Genomic DNA, 16,016 nt, shown 5'->3' with positions numbered 1-16,016 from the left:
CCTGCCCGGCAATGTAGCATCAGCGCGGTGCTGTGACCGTACCACTGGCAATATTTCGACCACCCGCCTTCGAGGTATAGGCTGCTTCCACCGTGTCCAGCAACTGTCCGATCGCCCACGGTTTTTTGATGAACTTGACGTCGTGCCGCACGCCCGACGTCTCCGGAGTTTCGTAGCCGGACATGATCATGATCGGCTTGTCGGGCCAGCGATCGCCAAAATGGTTGGCGAGGTCCGCACCATTCTTTTCACCCGGCATGGTGATATCGGTGAGCAACAGATGCACCTTGTCTGCGTGCGCTTGCAGATAAACGCACGCTTCATCTGCACTGGCCCTGGATTCGACTGCGAAGCCTTCGTCCACAAGGATTTCGATCAGAAACTCCAGGATCAATGGGTCATCTTCGACCACAAGAATCAATCCCTCAGGTCGGTTCTTGCCCGCCATGGATACTGGACACATACGATGCCACTCCCTGATAACTCGAAAAATGTTGCGGCTCAAATCCGCTGCTTATGAGGTATGAGCAGCGCGCTTCGTGGAAATTCACTTTTGATACAAGCAACTGATAAAAAGTGACGTCTGCCCCCTCAAGAGAGGTCCTGCTGAAGCTTTGCGCAGTCACGCCAGCGCAATTATGGGTAAAATGCCGTCCCCTTGAATTGCCGACGCCACCCGATGAATTCTGACGCCCTTTCCACCCTTCATGATCATCTGCTGAAGGCATTGGCAGATGCACCGGATGAAACGCGCCGACTGTTCCATGGCCGCGGCCGTTGCTGGCCGGATCTGGAGCAAGTAACGGTGGACTGGCTGCAAGGCGTGATGCTGGTGTCACTGTTCAAAGAGCCGGAAACGAAGCAACTGGACGCGCTGAAGCAGCTGCTGACGGCGATTTCTACCTCACCAGAGTGGCAAAACTCCGGCGCGCATACCCTGGCGTTGCAACACCGCTACTTGTTGCAAAGCACGACTGAATGGCTGCTCGGAGATGTCATCGAAGACATGACCATCACCGAGGGCAGCCTGCGTTATCGTGTCGATCTGGGCAGAAAGCAGAACACCGGGCTGTTCCTCGACATGCGTTACGGTCGCGACTGGGTGCGCGCCAAAGCGAAAGGCAAACGGGTTTTGAATCTGTTTGCCTACACCTGCGGATTTTCCGTGGCAGCCATCGCGGGCGGCGCCGAGCATGTAGTCAACCTGGACATGTCGAGCCCGGCGCTCAGCCGTGGCCGCGATAATCATCGCCTTAACGGCCATGACCTGAGCAAGGTGACTTTCCTTGGCCATGACCTGTTCAAGTCGTGGGGCAAGGTGATCGGCAAGGGCCCCTATGATCTGGTGATCATCGATCCACCGTCCTTTCAGAAAGGCAGTTTCCTGCTGACCAAGGATTACCAGCGAGTATTGCGTCGCTTGCCTGAGCTGCTAGGCCCGCAGGGCACGGTGCTCGCCTGCATGAACGATCCGGCACTCGGTGCAGATTTCCTCATCGAAGGCGTGATGCGAGAAGCGCCGGGGTTGCGTTTTGAGCAGCGACTGGAAAATCCGCCGGAGTTTCCTGACGCGGATCCGGAGTGTGGGTTGAAAGTGCTGGTGTTCACGTCGGGTGATTAAGCTGCTCAATGTGGCTACCCCGCTGCAACACCAACACCAACGCAAACCACCGCACCGGGCGCCCCAGTAGCAGCTGTCGAGCAGCGCGAGGCTGCGTCTGCGACCTCACCAACGCAATCCGGTTTCCAGGTCTACGACGCGCCCCCGGACGCAGCCTCGCAGGCTCGACAGCTGCTACAGGAATGGCGTCGCCTGGAGCATGGTTGCACCGAGGTCTCGTACGAAGGGACGCAGCCTCGCAGGCTCGACAGCTGCTACAGGAATGGCGTCGCTTGGAGCATGGTTGCACCGAGGGCTCGTCCGAAGGCGTGAGCTGCCTGCAAATGAAGCGCCGTGACTTGGGTTTCAGGTGAGCAAGCTCCGAGCCCGCAGGCACCTTGCAGGCTCAACTGATCCCGTCGCCCAGCCGCTGCCGCACAAACTCATTAGCGCGGTGCGTCATCTGATCCAGATGCCGGTCGCGCTGTTTTTCCGCATCAAGCATGGCCCGCTTGCCATGCTTTTGCAGCAGATACGTGTGGATCTGCCGCACCTCCAGCGAGCTGTAGATCGACGCCACGTCCAGCATCCCGATCAACCCGTCGCTGGCATGATCGTGCGTGTTCATCAGCACCTGCGTGCCGCGCACGCCCGTCACCTGGAAACCCGTCGCTTCAAAATACGGCACCTTGGCAACTGCGCAGCTCAGCTCCGCATGGGGGTAACGGCCGACCATCTCGCGCAGCATCCGCCGGGCAATGCCCTGTCGGCGATGACCCGCGTCCACCGCCATATACGCCACACCGCACGCATCGGGATCGTCCTGCATTGGCAGGTACAACAGAAAACCGACGACCTTTTCCGGGTCGTCGTCATCCGTCGCCACCAGCAGCTCCACCGCAATACCTTTTGTTCCGTTCAGCGCTTCCAGATAGAGATGCACCTCGAAGCCGATCGCGTACTGATAGACGTTGTACAACAGGTTGCTCGGCGGGATCGCGACCATGCTGATGTCGGTCAGGTTATCGACCACCAGCTGCAGAATCTGGCCATTAACGGGCTCAGGGCACGGAGTTTTGTAGTGGGTAATCTGGGGCATGAGGCTCTCTGAAACACTGTCGGCGGTTTACAAAGCTGCGCTGATCCCTGTAGCAGCTGGCGAAGCCTGCGTAACGATCCCGCAGATACGGCGCGCCCATCATAACGTGCGTCGGCGACCCGCTTGAAGGTAAACGCTGCCATTAGTGAATTCACCTCATGACTTCATGCAGTTTCATGCACTTAATCGATTCCTCAAAGCTTCCTACTATGTGAAAGATGAACCCTTGCGCTTGAGGAAATGACCATGAAGCTGTTCACCGCCACACTCGCGACACTGTGTTTCTCCGCGTTGGCCGAGGCGGATCAGGGGGGCGGCCGACCCGCGCCGAAGCCCTCGCCAGAGGTTCAGGAGGTGACCCCGCAACTCTACGCCTACACCACCGAATTGTTATTCGGCGAAGTCTGGAAGCGCGAGCAGCTGGCTCCGCGTGACCGCAGCCTCATCACGCTAGCCGCACTGGTCGCCGGCGGCCAGACCGCGCAGATGCCCGGGCATTTGAAGCTCGGGCTGGACAACGGCCTCAAGCCCAGCGAAATAAGCGCGCTGATCACCCATCTCGCGTTCTATGGCGGTTGGCCGAACGCGATGTCGGCAGCCAACGTGACGCACACAGTGTTTACCGACCGCGGCCTGAAAGCAGAGCAAATCATTGCGCCGCCTTCTGCCCCATTGACCCTCGATCCTGAGCGTGAAACCCAACGCAAGGCTGCGGTCGAGGCCGCGGTCGGCGGCGTAGCGCCGCAGCTGGCCGAATACACCAACGAAGTTCTGTTCGGCGACCTGTGGCGCAACACCGACCTGACACCACGAGATCGCAGCCTGATCACCGTCGCAGCGCTCACCGCGCAAGGGCAAGTGGCGCAGTTGCCCTTCCACCTCAACCGAGCGATGGACAATGGCCTGAGCCAGACCCAGGCCGCCGAGGTCATTACGCACTTGGCATTTTATGTCGGCTGGCCGAAAGCAATGTCCGCGGTTCCGGTGTTGAAGGACGTTTTCGAGGCGCGAAAAACCCAAGGATAAGAGGCTGGCCGGCCTATTCATGAGCCTGGCGCATAACTCTATAGCTCAATAACGCAAAAACATTCCGCGCGCGCATGGGTCACTCTTTTGATGAGGACTGGCAACGCCCAACAAAACCAGAGGAATCGAACCAATGGACGACCGTGACCTGATGTCGATCTCCCGGCGCAAATTTTTGATTGTGGGCGCAGTGACGGCGGCCGCCGTTGCGCTGCCGCCTTTCATTTCCGCGCGGGCGTCTGCCGCCAACGCAGCCCGTCCAATCAAGGAAAAAGTCTCGTTCGAGGTGAATGGCAAACAACAATCACTGGACGTCGACACGCGCACCACGCTGCTCGATGCGCTGCGCGAAAACCTGCAACTGACCGGCACCAAAAAGGGTTGCGACCACGGTCAATGCGGCGCCTGCACCGTGATCGTGGACGGCCGGCGCCTCAATTCCTGCCTGAGCCTGGCGGTGATGCACGAAGGTTCGAAAGTCACCACCATCGAGGGGCTCGGCTCGCCGGACCAGCTGCACCCGATGCAGGCTGCATTTATCAAACACGACGGCTACCAGTGCGGCTATTGCACGCCGGGACAAATCTGTTCGGCAGTCGCCATGCTTGGGGAAATCCGCGACGGTATTCCCAGCCACGTCAGCCCCACGCTCACTGACCAGCCGCAGTTGATCGCCAGCGAATTCCAGGAGCGCATGAGCGGCAACATCTGCCGCTGCGGTGCCTACTCCAACATTATCGATGCGATCAGCGAAGTCACGGAGGTCAGCGTATGAGGCCCTTCAGTTATCTACGCGCCAGGTCACCGGCCGAAGCCGCTGCGCTGGCCGCCCAGGTCGAAGGCGCCCGGTTCATTGCCGGCGGCACCAATCTGCTGGACCTGATGAAGCTCGACATCGAGACGCCGACGCATCTGATCGATGTTAATGGCCTGGCCCTCGAGCGGATCGAAGCGACGCCCGAAGGCGGCCTGAAAATCGGCGCGCTGGTGCGCAATACCGACCTTGCCGCCGACTCCCGCGTGCGCAAGGACTACGCCCTGCTCTCCCGCGCCCTCCTCGCCGGCGCCTCGGGTCAATTACGCAACCGCGCCACCACGGCGGGCAATCTGTTGCAACGCACCCGTTGCCCGTATTTTTACGACACGAACCAGCCGTGCAACAAGCGCATGCCCGGCAGCGGCTGTTCGGCGATTGGCGGATTCAGTCGGCCATTGGGCATTCTCGGTGTCAGCGACGCCTGCATCGCCACGCATCCAAGCGACATGGCGGTGGCCATGCGCGCCCTCGATGCACAAATCGAAACCGTCCGCCCCGACGGAACCACACGCACCATTGCGATTGCCGATTTTCATCGTCTGCCGGGCAACACGCCCAACATCGAAACCGCACTGGCCGTGAACGAATTGATCACCGCCGTCACCCTGCCGCCACCGCTGGGCGGCACCCACATTTATCAGAAGGTCCGCGATCGCGCGTCTTACGCCTTTGCACTGATTTCGGTGGGCGCCGTGATTCAAGCGGACGGCTCCGGTCGCGTCGCACTCGGCGGTGTTGCGCACAAACCGTGGCGGGTGGAAGCGGCTGAAGCGGCGATGTCCAAGGGCGCTACAGCGGTGTCCGAACAATTGCTCGCTGGCGCGAAAACCACCGAACAAAACGCATTCAAACTGACCCTGGTCGAGCGCACGCTCGCTTCGGTGATGGCGCAATCGAGGGCTCAGGCATGAAATTCGACACTCCCGCGACAACCAACCCGATCGATCAGATGAAGGTGGTCGGCAAGGCCACGCCGCGAATTGAAGGCCCGTTGAAAACCACCGGTCACGCCCCGTACGCCTATGAACATCACGACGCTGCGGCGAATCAGGCCTACGGAGCGGTCGTCGGCTCGGCCATCGCCAAGGGCCGCATCGTCTCGATGGATCTGGCTTTGGCCGAGTCCGCGCCGGGCGTGATTGCCATCGTCACCGCCGCCAATGCCGGCAAACTCGGCAAGGGCAAATACAACACCGCGCCCCTGCTCGGCGGGCCTCAGATCGATCACTATCATCAGGCCGTGGCGCTGGTGATCGCCGAGACCTTCGAACAGGCTCGCGCCGCCGCCGAACTGGTCAACATCTCCTATGTCGTCGGCAAAGGCGCCTTCGACCTCGCCAGCTCGCGCGCCTCGGGCGTCGAAGCCAAGGATCAGATGGCCGACACGGTACACGGCGATTTCGCCGGCGCTTATGTGGCCGCGCCGGTGCAACTCGATGAGACTTATTTCACGCCCGATCAGGCCCACGCGATGATGGAACCGTTCGCCTCGATGGCTTCCTGGCAAGGCGACAAACTGACGTTGTGGACCTCGAACCAGATGATCGACTGGTCTGTCACTGACCTGGCGACCACCCTCGGCATGCCGAAGCAGAACGTGCGACTGGTTTCGCCGTACATCGGCGGCGGCTTCGGCGGCAAGCTGTTCATTCGCTCCGACGCGCTGCTCGCGGCACTCGGCGCACGCCTGGCAAAGCGGCCGGTGAAAGTCGCGCTGTCGCGGCCGTTGATGATCAACAATTCGACGCACCGACCGGCAACGATTCAACGCATCCGTATTGGCGCAAACGCTGACGGCAAGATTACCGCGATGGCTCACGAAGGCTGGTCCGGCGATTTACCCGGCGGCAAAGTCGAACGCGCCGCGCAGCCAAGCAAGATGCTCTACGCCGGTGAGAACCGCCTGGTGACCATGCGCCTGACCACGCTCGATCTGCCGGAAGGCAACGCCATGCGCGCACCGGGGGAAACGCCCGGTTTGATGGCGCTGGAGATCGCCATGGACGAGATGGCGGAAAAGCTCAAACTCGATCCGATCGAATTCCGCATTCTCAATGACACTCAGGTCGACCCGACCAATCCCGACCGACCTTTCTCCAAGCGCCAGCTGGTTGAATGCCTGCGCACCGGCGCCGAGCGTTTCGGTTGGGACAAACGTCATGCGCGACCCGGTACGCAACGGGACGGGCGCTGGCTGATCGGCATGGGCGTCGGCGTGGCGTTCCGTAACAACGCCTTGGTGAAATCCGGCGCGCGGGTTCGCCTCAGTGATCAGGGCATCGTCACGGTGGAAACCGACATGACCGATATCGGCACCGGCAGCTACACGATCATCGGGCAGACGGCGGCGGAAATGATGGGCGTGCCGCTTGATCAAGTGGTCGTGCGTCTGGGCGATTCGAGCTTTCCGGTGTCGGCGGGTTCTGGCGGCCAATTCGGAGCCAACTGCTCGACGGCGGGTGTGTACGCGGCGTGCGTCAAACTGCGTGAGGCGGTGGCGCAGCGCTTGGGCGTGAGCGTCGAAGACGCGGTGTTTGCCGACGCAGAAGTGCGATCCGGTGGCAAAAATTTCCCTTTGCGTGACGCGGCCCAGGGCGGGGAAATCGTTGCCGAGGACACCATTGAGTTTGCCGAGCTGAGCAAGAAATTTCAGCAGTCGACCTTCGGCGCGCATTTTGTCGAAGTGGCGGTCGACAGCGCGACCGGTGAAACACGGGTGCGACGAATGCTGGCGGTATGCGCTGCAGGACGGATCCTCAACCCGACGTCGGCGCGCAGCCAGGTGATCGGCGCGATGACCATGGGCGTCGGTGCGGCATTGATGGAAGAACTGGCGGTGGACACGCGCCGCGGCTTTTTCGTCAATCATGACCTGGCCGGCTATGAAGTGCCGGTGCACGCCGACATCCCGCATCAGGAAGTGATTTTTCTCGATGAAACCGATGCGGTGTCGTCGCCGATGAAGGCCAAGGGTGTCGGGGAGTTGGGCCTGTGCGGGGTCAGTGCGGCGATAGCCAATGCGGTCTACAACGCTACGGGCATTCGCGTTCGCGAGTACCCGATCACGCTGGACAAAATGCTGGATAAATTGCCGCAGATGATTTGACCAATTTCGTCTATCCGGATTGGCTGTTTACTTTGTGGGAGCAGGTATTTCCCTGTGGGAGCAAGCTTCGCTCCCACAGGTTGCAGGTGATTCAGTCGGATTAGTGCGCGGCTGGATATTGCTCGGCGCTGACCTGTTCCATCCACTCAACGACTTTGCCATCGAGCACTTCGGCGATGGCGATGTGGCTCATGGCGGTGGTCGCTGTGGCGCCATGCCAATGTTTGACCTGGGGTGGAATCCAGACGGTGTCTCCCGGCTTGATCACTTTCACCCGTTGGCCGAATTCCTGCACCCAGCCCGAACCGGCCGTGACGATCAGCGTCTGGCCTAGCGGATGCGTGTGCCACGCAGTGCGCGCACCCGGCTCGAAGGTGACCGTAGCTCCACTGACCCGCGCAGGCTCGCTGCCTTTGAACGGCGCATCAACGCGCACGCTGCCGGTGAAATACTCTACGGGCCCCTTGGCCGAGGGTTGAGAGCCGTTTGGCATGACGGTGAGCATCGGGTCGTCCTGGGCCTGGGCTTCAAAGGCCAGTAGTGAAAGCGATAGCGCGGAGGCTGCAAGGTTCTTCATGGCTGTTCTCGATAGATGTCATGGGTACTCACTTTTAATTTAACGTTTACGCGTTTGCCCGATAAGCCACTAGAATCGGTTTAGACCTATGAGGGAGACTCATGAATGCTTCGGCAAAATGCCAATGACCTGCTGGCCTTTCTGGCGGTAGCGCGCGAGCGGAGTTTTACCAAAGCGGCCGCGAAACTGGGGGTTTCCCAATCGGCGCTGAGCCATACCATCAGAGGTCTGGAAGCCCGACTCGGTTTGCGTTTGCTGACCCGGACCACGCGCAGCGTATCGCCGACCGAAGCTGGCCAGCGCCTGCTGGAGAAAATCGGTCCGCACTTCGAAGAGATCGAGATCGAGCTGGCGGCGCTCAGCGATTTGCGCGACACGCCGGCCGGCAATATCCGCATCAATGCAATGGACCATGCGCTGGAATACATCCTGTGGCCGGTGCTGAAACCGTTCCTGGCGCAATACCCGGACATCTCCGTGGAGGTGTGCTGTGACTACGGTTTTGTCGACATCGCCGCGCAGGGCTTTGACGCCGGTGTGAGACTCGGTGAAGACGTCGCCCAAGGCATGATCGCCACCCGCATCGGCGCGGACATGCGCATGCTGGTGGTGGGTTCACCGGAGTATTTCACCGATCGTACCCAGCCGCTGACCCCACGGGATCTGACTGATCATGCGTGCAACAATTTGCGCTTGCCCACCAATGGCGGGCTGTACACGTGGGAGTTCAAAAAGGATCAGCAAAGCCTGAATGTGCGGGTTTCGGGTCAAGTCACGTTCAATGGTGTGTATCAGTTGTTGCAGGCGGCGCTCGACGGTTTCGGCTTGAGTTACATTCCGCAGGACCTGGTAGCGCCACATATTGAGGCTGGACGATTGGTGGCTGTGCTGGACGACTGGTGCGCGCCGTTCACCGGGTTTCATTTGTATTACCCGAGCCGGCGCCAGGCATCGCCTGCCTTTGCGTTGTTTCTGGAAGCGGTGCGGTATCGGGGGTGATTGCGCGGTGTCGGTTTGGCAGGCGGCGGGTTCGCTACCGTCATCGCGGGCAAAGCCCGGCTCCCACAGGATTGCGGGCGATCCCGAACTGCGCGAACAACACAAAAACCTGTGGGAGCAGAGCTTGCTCGCGAAGAGGCCGGCCCGCACATCACAGAAACCTCAAACCGGCCTCACTCCGCCACTGCCACCTGATTGCGCCCGCGCGCTTTCGCCCGGTATAACGCCCTGTCCGCGTTGTTCAACAAGCTATGCAGGTCATTGTCATTCACCTCCATTGCCGCCACGCCCAGGCTGGCGGTAATGCGGTGCACCGGCCCGGTCATCATTGCAGAAATGGAACGCGTCAGTTGCTCGGCAATGGCGGTGGCTAGATCGATCGAGGTATTGGGCAGCAGCACCGCAAACTCCTCTCCGCCCATTCGACCGGAAACATCGTTTTCGCGAAAGCACTGGCCGATCAGCACGCCCATCTGCCGCAGTACCTGATCGCCGGCCTGATGCCCGTAGGAATCGTTGATCTGCTTGAAGTGGTCCATATCCAGCATCACCGCGCACAACGGCACCCGATTGACTTTGCAATAGCTGAACAGCGTGTAGGCCTCGGTAAAAAACGCCCGGCGGTTTTTCAGGCCGGTGAGTTCATCGGTCTGCGCGGCGTGCAGAGACAGGCGATGGGCGAGCTCCATTTCACGGGTCAGACGAAAAGCGGTTTCCAGCGCGTCGGACATCTTGCGCGTGGCGTTGGCCACAAAAGAGGTGAACACCAGCACGGCCACAGCCATGCCGAACTGGACGGTGGTGGGCTGGAACAACAGCCAGAACGTGCACGGGAAAAGCACCAGCCCGATCGATACCAGCGTCATGTACCGATACGCCGAGTACCGCGACACGGCACTTACCGACATGCCGACCGTGAACAACATCACCAGCGCCTGTGCCAGCACATCATCCGGGGGCATCAATGCCAACGCACCAGCACCCCAGATCCCCGCGGACAGGACCAGCGTGATCCAGTAGATGCGCTCCCAGCGTTGCGGATCCAGACCACCGGCACCGTGCCGGAAATACAACGCGAACATCAGCAGGCGCAACAAGGCTGATGCCGTCAGGATCGCCAGCCACCAGGTGAGAACATGGTGATCGAAGCGGTCCCAGCACAACCAGCACATCATCACCGCAGCGAGGAAACTGCCGAACACCGCGGAAAATGACTGATGGAAAAGCTGATGCAAGCGGTCGCTGCGGACCTGCTGTGCGATAAACATTTGCTGGTCGTACCGAAATCCCTGGTCACCCATCTGATCCGCCTGATCGAGCCGCTGCGACAAAGCACTATTGTGGCAGTCGCAGCGGACGATGGCGACAGGGACAAGCACATCGCGTCACCGTATCCGAGGCGCTGGCCGGCAACGCGTGACCCGGTTCTCATTTACCACTGATAGGTTGCGCTCGCCTGGACCGTGCGCTGCGCACCGTACCAGCACCAGGAGTACGAATAGCAGGACGCCACGTATTCCTTGTTGGCAAGGTTGCTCGCGTTGACCGCCAGGCGCAGGTTGTCCTTGAGGCTGTTGATACCCGGTATGTCGTAATGCATCGACGCGTCGAACAGCGTATAGCCCGGCACCTTCAAGGTGTTGGCAGTATCGCCCCAGGACGAGCCGACATAACGCGCGCCGGCACCGACACCGAAGCCCTTGGCTACGCCGTCGTGGAACGTGTAATCCGCCCACACGGAGGCCGTGTGCCGTGGCACGCCATAGTTGGTCGTGCCTTTGGCGGAAACCGCCGGTCCCACGGCAATATCGGTGAGGGGCGCGTAACTGACGGTGCTGTTGGATTTGACGATGCGGTTGTCCAGATACGCGTAGGCAGCGGTGATGTCGAGATTGTCGTCCAGGCTGGCCTTGCCTTCCAGTTCGAAACCACGGGAGCGCACTTCACCGGACTGTTCCTGGCAACGCCCGGTACCGCAGATGTGGGACGGGTCCGGATCAAGCGTCGGCACGTTGCTCTGACGCAGGTCGAAGATCGACGCGGTGATAAAGCTATTGCTGCCCGGCGGCTGATACTTGATGCCGATCTCGTACTGTTTGCCCTCAGTAGGTTTGAACACCGAACCGCCAAAACCGGTGCCCGACTGCGGCTCGAATGACTCCGAGTAGCTGACGTAAGGTGATAGGCCGTTATCGAACAAATACACCAGACCGACGCGCCCGGTAAACGCTTCGCTGTCCAGCGAGGTTTTTCTCTTGATATGGGTGCGCAAGTCGACTGTGCTGTTGTTATTGTCGGCCCAGTCATAGCGGCCGCCCATCAGCAGTACCCACTTGTCCCACTTGATCTGGTCCTGCAGGTACAAGCCTTTTTGCTGGTTGCGTTGCGTGCCGTCGCTGGTAAAAGCCGGAGTAGCGACCGGCAGGCCATAGACCGGCTCGAAAATATCCAGCGTCGGCCCGCCGGCAGAACCGGATTTGGTGTCAGTGCTGGTGTTCTGGTAATCGCCGCCGAACAGCAGGGTGTGCTGCAACAGGCCGGTGTCGAATTTGGCCTGGGCCTGGTTGTCCAGGGTGTAGGACTCGAGGTTGACGTCGGCAGCGATGGTCGAGCGATTCGAAGTGCGGTAGTCGGCGCGCAGGTTGCTGTGGTAGAGGCTGCGGTAATCGCCTTCGCTGCGCAGGTAACGGGCGTTCTGGCGCAAGGTCCAGACATCGTTGAGGTGGTGCTCGAACAGGTAACCGAGGGAGAAATACTCGCGGTCACTCCTCTCGAAATCCTTCTCGCCGTCGTAAAAATCGACATCGATATCGCGCCCGATCGGGCTGTCCAGCACCGAGCCCCACGCCGGCGTCGAGCCGTACGAAGCAGCTTTCGGATCTTTCTGGAAGTGCCCGAGCAAGGTCAGGGACGTGTCGGTATCCGGCCGCCAGGTGAACGCGGAAGAGATTGACTGGCGCTGGGTTTCGGTGTGTTCGAGCTGGCCATCGGCTTCGTCGTACAGACCGGCGAGCCGGTAGGAATATACGCCTTGATCGTCGATAGGTCCGCTGAGGTCGAACGTGGTGCGTTTTTTATCGAAGGTGCCGTACTCGACGCCGATCTCGTGGAACGGTGTATCCAGCGGCCGTTTACTGACCATGTTGACCACGCCACTCGGGCTGGCCTGGCCGTAAAGGACCGACGAAGGGCCGCGAAGAATGTCGACACGCTCCAGGTCAAAGGCATCCTTTTGTGGCGAGGCATCGCGGCTGCCGGGCATGCGCAGGCCATCAAGGTACACCGCCGGGGAGAAGCCACGGATGGTCATCTGGTCCAGGCGAGAAGCTGTTGAGCCGCGGGATTCCGGGACCACGGCAGCGGTGTAGCGCAAAATCTGGTTGAGGCTTTCCGCACCCTGGGCGCGCATCTGGTCCCTGGTCACCACGGAAATCGACTGCGGCGTTTCATTGAGCGCCGTGTCGGTTTTGGTCGCGGACAACGAGCGCGTGGCAACGTAACCGTCAACCGGGCCGGTCGGACTTTCGCTCGGGTAACCACCGTTGATGTTGGTCGCTTGCAATTCCAGAGTGCCTTCGGCCGCTTCGGCCATCGGCTCGATGCGATAGCGTGTGGACGATAGAGCAATGGCGCTGAGGCCGCTGCCGCGCAGTACTTGCGCGAGGGCCTCAGGCGTGGCGAATTGGCCGTTCAATCCTGCGCTGGTTTTACCGCGGGTCAACGCTGGATCGAAGGCTAATGTCAGCCCCGATTGTTCAGCCAGGCTGTTGAGCGCGCGACTCAGATCTCCGGCCGGGATCGAAAAACTGCGCACTGCGCTGGCGGGTGCGTCCACAGATAATGGCTCAGCGGCAGACAGCGGCATGGCGACAAAAGCCATCGCCACCGAGAGCGCCAGTGGATGCAACGGACGAGCAAAGCGTGACATGGGAAATCCTGCGAAATGGAAGACGTTACTAACCATGACGTGTACGGCGGGAAAACAGACAACGAATGGTAGCGATTCGCATTGGATTTATTTTTTGATGGGTTCAGCTCCCCTCCCTTGGACCTCTGCGGGCTGGAACCTGTGGGAGCACAGCTCGCTCGCGATGGCGGGGAGCGAAAGATTCTGCCTATCACTCCCTAACACTGCCCCTATTAGCTGACTCCCGGAGTCGGGTCTAACCTTATCCCGGCGCTGGCATCATAAGCTGGCCGGTGTAGTGCTGATAAGGAGACAGGAATGAGTCCGAAGCCGGACCAAGGCCGCCCGTGGGGCAACTCGATTGCGTTTGTGAATACGGTGCGTGTTCAACGAATCAATTGCTCAAAATGCCGGGCTACAGCTTGTGTCGTCGACTTCGCTTGTTGCTATTCAAACGCCCATATCGGGCCGTGTAGTCGAATGAATACGACCAAAAAGGTAGCTCGCACATGGCAAACGAATCGAAATGCCCGTTCAACCACGCCGCAGGCGGTGGCACGACGAACCGCGACTGGTGGCCTGACCAGCTGAACCTGAAGATCTTGCACCAACACTCGTCCCTGTCAGATCCCATGGACGAGAGTTTCAGCTATGCCGAAGCGTTCAAGACCCTCGATTTCGAAGCGCTCAAGCAAGACCTGCGCGCACTGATGACCGATTCGCAAGAGTGGTGGCCGGCGGACTTCGGCCATTACGGCCCCCTCTTCGTGCGGATGGCCTGGCACAGCGCCGGCACCTACCGCACAGGCGACGGTCGTGGCGGCGCCGGTTATGGACAACAGCGTTTTGCCCCACTCAACAGTTGGCCGGACAACGTCAGTCTCGACAAGGCCCGGCGTTTGCTGTGGCCGATCAAGCAAAAATATGGTGCAAAAATTTCCTGGGCCGACCTGATCGTTCTTACCGGCAACGTCGCGCTGGAGTCGATGGGCTTCAAGACCTTCGGTTTTTCCGGTGGGCGTCCGGACGTCTGGGAGCCGGACGAGTCGGTTTATTGGGGCTCGGAAAACAAGTGGCTGGGTGGCGACACCCGTTATGGCAAAACCGACGAGCCGATGCAGGAACCTGGCGAAGGCCCACTGGTAGCGGAGCCTGGCGAGAACGAAGAAAGCCGCACCGACAAGGGTCGCAACCTGGAAAACCCGCTCGCCGCCGTGCAAATGGGCTTGATCTACGTCAACCCCGAAGGACCGGAAGGCAACCCCGACCCGCTGGCCTCCGCAAAGGATATTCGCGAAACGTTCGGCCGTATGGCGATGAATGATGCAGAAACCGTCGCGCTGATTGCCGGCGGCCACGCCTTTGGCAAAACCCACGGTGCCGGCCCTGCCGATAACGTCGGCGCAGAACCCGAAGCCGCCGGCCTGGAACTGCAGGGTCTGGGCTGGAAAAACAGCTTCGGCACCGGCAAGGGTCCGGACACCATCACCAGCGGCCTGGAAGTCACCTGGACCACCACGCCAACCCAGTGGAGCAATAATTATCTGGAGAACCTCTTCGGTTTCGAGTGGGAACCGAACCTGAGCCCGGCCGGCGCCAACCAGTGGATCGCCAAGGACGGTGCCGGGGCCGGCACCATTCCGGATGCCCACGACCCGAACAAGCGCCGCAACCCGACCATGCTGACCTCCGACCTGGCATTGCGTTTCGATCCGGTCTACGAACCGATCGCCCGGCGCTATCTGGAGAATCCGCAGGAGCTGGATGATGCCTTCGCGCGCGCCTGGTACAAATTGCTGCACCGCGACATGGGCCCGCTCTCGCGCTACCTCGGCCCGGAAATGCCCAGCGAAGAACTGCTCTGGCAAGACCCGATTCCGGACCTCGACCATGCCTTGGTCAACGACAGCGATGTCGCCGCACTGAAGAGCAAACTGTTGCAGTCCGGCCTGTCCGTTTCGCAACTGGTCTCCACAGCCTGGGCGGCAGCCTCGACATTCCGCGGTTCGGACAAACGCGGCGGCGCCAATGGCGGCCGTTTGCGCCTCGCGCCGCAGAAATTCTGGCAGTCCAGTCAACCCGAGCAACTGTCTAAAGTCCTCGATACCCTCGAACGCATTCAGAGCGAATTCAACGGCGCACAGGGTGGCGGGAAGAAAATCTCGATGGCAGACCTGATCGTGCTGGCCGGTAGCGCCGGCGTCGAGCAGGCCGCAAAAAATGCCGGCCACAGCGTCACGGTGGCGTTCACCCCGGGGAGGATGGACGCCTCGCAGGACCAAACCGATGTCGAATCTTTCGGATTTCTCGAACCGATCGCCGACGGCTTCCGCAACTACACCAAATCGCACTACAGCATCCCGGCCGAGCACTTGTTGATTGACAAGGCCCAGTTGCTGAACCTCACCGCCCCGGAAATGACCGCACTGATCGGCGGCATGCGCGTGCTGGACACTAACGTTGGGCAAACTCGTCATGGTGCGTTTACGACGCAGTCGGAAGCGCTGACCAATGATTTCTTCAAAAACCTCCTGGACATGGGCGTCGAATGGAAACCGACCTCACCGGACAACACGGAATTTGAAGGAAGGGATCGCAAGACCGGGGAAGCGAAGTGGACGGCGACGCGGGTGGATCTGGTATTCGGCTCGAATGCTCAGCTGCGCGCATTGGCCGAGGTCTATGCGAGTGCGGATTCGCAGGAGAAATTCGTCAAAGACTTCGTCGCTGCCTGGACTAAAGTGATGAACCTGGATCGGTTCGACCTTCAATAACCGCTGTCGCTGACACTGCAACGCCTCCCATATGGAGGCGTTGTGGTTTGCTGGCTCGGTGCTGAGAGACTAGACGGGAGAGATAGTGGCCAGCGCACCTATCAAGATGGT

13 protein-coding genes are annotated in these 16,016 nt (G+C 60.3%); 8 read left to right on the top strand and 5 right to left on the bottom strand.

Translation table 11 applies throughout. From position 1 onward, the window contains the following. Window positions 1–19: 19 nt before the first annotated feature. Entirely contained in the window at window positions 20–463 is a 444-nt protein-coding gene (locus tag F8N12_RS02385; protein ID WP_150578998.1) for a response regulator, read from the bottom strand. Window positions 464–679: 216 nt separating this feature from the next. Between F8N12_RS02385 and F8N12_RS02380 the strand changes: the two genes are divergently transcribed. Further along, window positions 680–1,621, top strand: a complete 942-nt coding sequence (locus F8N12_RS02380) for a class I SAM-dependent methyltransferase (protein ID WP_150578997.1) — start codon at window positions 680–682, stop codon at window positions 1,619–1,621. Between the two features lie 385 nt (window positions 1,622–2,006). Here the strand turns inward: F8N12_RS02380 and F8N12_RS02375 are convergent, their stop codons facing one another. Then, a complete protein-coding gene (locus tag F8N12_RS02375; RefSeq protein ID WP_150578996.1) occupies window positions 2,007–2,699 on the bottom strand; it encodes a GNAT family N-acetyltransferase in 693 nt (230 codons plus the stop codon). Between the two features lie 246 nt (window positions 2,700–2,945). On the opposite strand from F8N12_RS02375, the gene F8N12_RS02370 reads away from it, so the two are divergent. From F8N12_RS02370 to paoC, 4 genes are all read left to right on the top strand, one after another. Continuing rightward, on the top strand, window positions 2,946–3,725 hold the full coding sequence (locus F8N12_RS02370) for a carboxymuconolactone decarboxylase family protein (protein ID WP_150578995.1): 780 nt from the start codon (window positions 2,946–2,948) through the stop codon (window positions 3,723–3,725). Window positions 3,726–3,876: 151 nt separating this feature from the next. Then, window positions 3,877–4,500, top strand: coding sequence for an aldehyde dehydrogenase iron-sulfur subunit PaoA (gene paoA, locus F8N12_RS02365; protein WP_150579036.1), 624 nt, complete (start codon window positions 3,877–3,879; stop codon window positions 4,498–4,500). After that, window positions 4,497–5,453: an FAD binding domain-containing protein gene (locus F8N12_RS02360; RefSeq protein ID WP_150578994.1), complete on the top strand. Its 957-nt coding sequence runs from the start codon at window positions 4,497–4,499 to the stop codon at window positions 5,451–5,453. Before paoA ends, F8N12_RS02360 begins: the two co-directional genes overlap by 4 nt. Further along, on the top strand, window positions 5,450–7,648 hold the full coding sequence (paoC, locus tag F8N12_RS02355; protein ID WP_150578993.1) for an aldehyde oxidoreductase molybdenum-binding subunit PaoC: 2,199 nt from the start codon (window positions 5,450–5,452) through the stop codon (window positions 7,646–7,648). The genes F8N12_RS02360 and paoC overlap by 4 nt, the downstream gene beginning before the upstream one ends. Window positions 7,649–7,748: 100 nt before the next feature. On the opposite strand, the gene F8N12_RS02350 is transcribed toward paoC, so the two are convergent. Beyond that, window positions 7,749–8,225 (bottom strand): cupin domain-containing protein, encoded by a 477-nt coding sequence (locus F8N12_RS02350; RefSeq protein WP_150578992.1) that lies wholly within the window; start codon window positions 8,223–8,225, stop codon window positions 7,749–7,751. A gap of 105 nt (window positions 8,226–8,330) precedes the next feature. Between F8N12_RS02350 and F8N12_RS02345 the strand changes: the two genes are divergently transcribed. Continuing rightward, window positions 8,331–9,224: a LysR family transcriptional regulator gene (locus F8N12_RS02345; RefSeq protein WP_150578991.1), complete on the top strand. Its 894-nt coding sequence runs from the start codon at window positions 8,331–8,333 to the stop codon at window positions 9,222–9,224. Window positions 9,225–9,397: 173 nt separating this feature from the next. Here the strand turns inward: F8N12_RS02345 and F8N12_RS02340 are convergent, their stop codons facing one another. After that, on the bottom strand, window positions 9,398–10,525 hold the full coding sequence (locus F8N12_RS02340; protein WP_150578990.1) for a sensor domain-containing diguanylate cyclase: 1,128 nt from the start codon (window positions 10,523–10,525) through the stop codon (window positions 9,398–9,400). On the opposite strand from F8N12_RS02340, the gene F8N12_RS27570 reads away from it, so the two are divergent. After that, window positions 10,442–10,666 carry a hypothetical protein gene (locus F8N12_RS27570; protein ID WP_191623099.1) on the top strand — a complete coding sequence of 75 codons (225 nt, stop codon included), beginning with the start codon at window positions 10,442–10,444 and terminating at the stop codon, window positions 10,664–10,666. The genes F8N12_RS02340 and F8N12_RS27570 overlap by 84 nt on opposite strands. Here the strand turns inward: F8N12_RS27570 and F8N12_RS02335 are convergent. Then, window positions 10,657–13,152 (bottom strand): TonB-dependent siderophore receptor, encoded by a 2,496-nt coding sequence (locus tag F8N12_RS02335; protein WP_150578989.1) that lies wholly within the window; start codon window positions 13,150–13,152, stop codon window positions 10,657–10,659. The two genes, F8N12_RS27570 and F8N12_RS02335, sit on opposite strands and share 10 nt — an antisense overlap. 488 nt (window positions 13,153–13,640) lie before the next feature. Here F8N12_RS02335 and katG point away from each other — a divergent pair, with 488 nt between their 5' ends. After that, on the top strand, window positions 13,641–15,905 hold the full coding sequence (gene katG, locus F8N12_RS02330) for a catalase/peroxidase HPI (RefSeq protein ID WP_150578988.1): 2,265 nt from the start codon (window positions 13,641–13,643) through the stop codon (window positions 15,903–15,905). The last annotated feature ends 111 nt before the right edge of the window (window positions 15,906–16,016 follow it).

It is taken from the genome of Pseudomonas fluorescens (genome assembly GCF_902497625.1).
Taxonomy (GTDB): Bacteria; Pseudomonadota; Gammaproteobacteria; order Pseudomonadales; family Pseudomonadaceae; genus Aquipseudomonas; species Aquipseudomonas fluorescens_BQ.
Note: the sequence above shows the minus strand (reverse complement) of the source record. Positions and strands in the feature narration are given on the sequence as shown.

Excerpts from the sequence above, each read along its gene's own strand:
- katG (WP_150578988.1), top strand. The coding sequence starts at position 13,641 with ATGGCAAACGAATCGAAATGCCCGTTCAACCACGCCGCAGGCGGTGGC.
- paoA (WP_150579036.1), top strand. The coding sequence starts at position 3,877 with ATGTCGATCTCCCGGCGCAAATTTTTGATTGTGGGCGCAGTGACGGCG.
- F8N12_RS02370 (WP_150578995.1), top strand. The coding sequence starts at position 2,946 with ATGAAGCTGTTCACCGCCACACTCGCGACACTGTGTTTCTCCGCGTTG.
- F8N12_RS02360 (WP_150578994.1), top strand. The coding sequence starts at position 4,497 with ATGAGGCCCTTCAGTTATCTACGCGCCAGGTCACCGGCCGAAGCCGCT.
- F8N12_RS02350 (WP_150578992.1), bottom strand. The coding sequence starts at position 8,225 with ATGAAGAACCTTGCAGCCTCCGCGCTATCGCTTTCACTACTGGCCTTT.
- F8N12_RS02380 (WP_150578997.1), top strand. The coding sequence starts at position 680 with ATGAATTCTGACGCCCTTTCCACCCTTCATGATCATCTGCTGAAGGCA.
- F8N12_RS02335 (WP_150578989.1), bottom strand. The coding sequence starts at position 13,152 with ATGTCACGCTTTGCTCGTCCGTTGCATCCACTGGCGCTCTCGGTGGCG.
- F8N12_RS02375 (WP_150578996.1), bottom strand. The coding sequence starts at position 2,699 with ATGCCCCAGATTACCCACTACAAAACTCCGTGCCCTGAGCCCGTTAAT.
- F8N12_RS02340 (WP_150578990.1), bottom strand. The coding sequence starts at position 10,525 with ATGGGTGACCAGGGATTTCGGTACGACCAGCAAATGTTTATCGCACAG.
- paoC (WP_150578993.1), top strand. The coding sequence starts at position 5,450 with ATGAAATTCGACACTCCCGCGACAACCAACCCGATCGATCAGATGAAG.
- F8N12_RS02345 (WP_150578991.1), top strand. The coding sequence starts at position 8,331 with ATGCTTCGGCAAAATGCCAATGACCTGCTGGCCTTTCTGGCGGTAGCG.
- F8N12_RS02385 (WP_150578998.1), bottom strand. The coding sequence starts at position 463 with ATGTGTCCAGTATCCATGGCGGGCAAGAACCGACCTGAGGGATTGATT.
- F8N12_RS27570 (WP_191623099.1), top strand. The coding sequence starts at position 10,442 with ATGGAAAAGCTGATGCAAGCGGTCGCTGCGGACCTGCTGTGCGATAAA.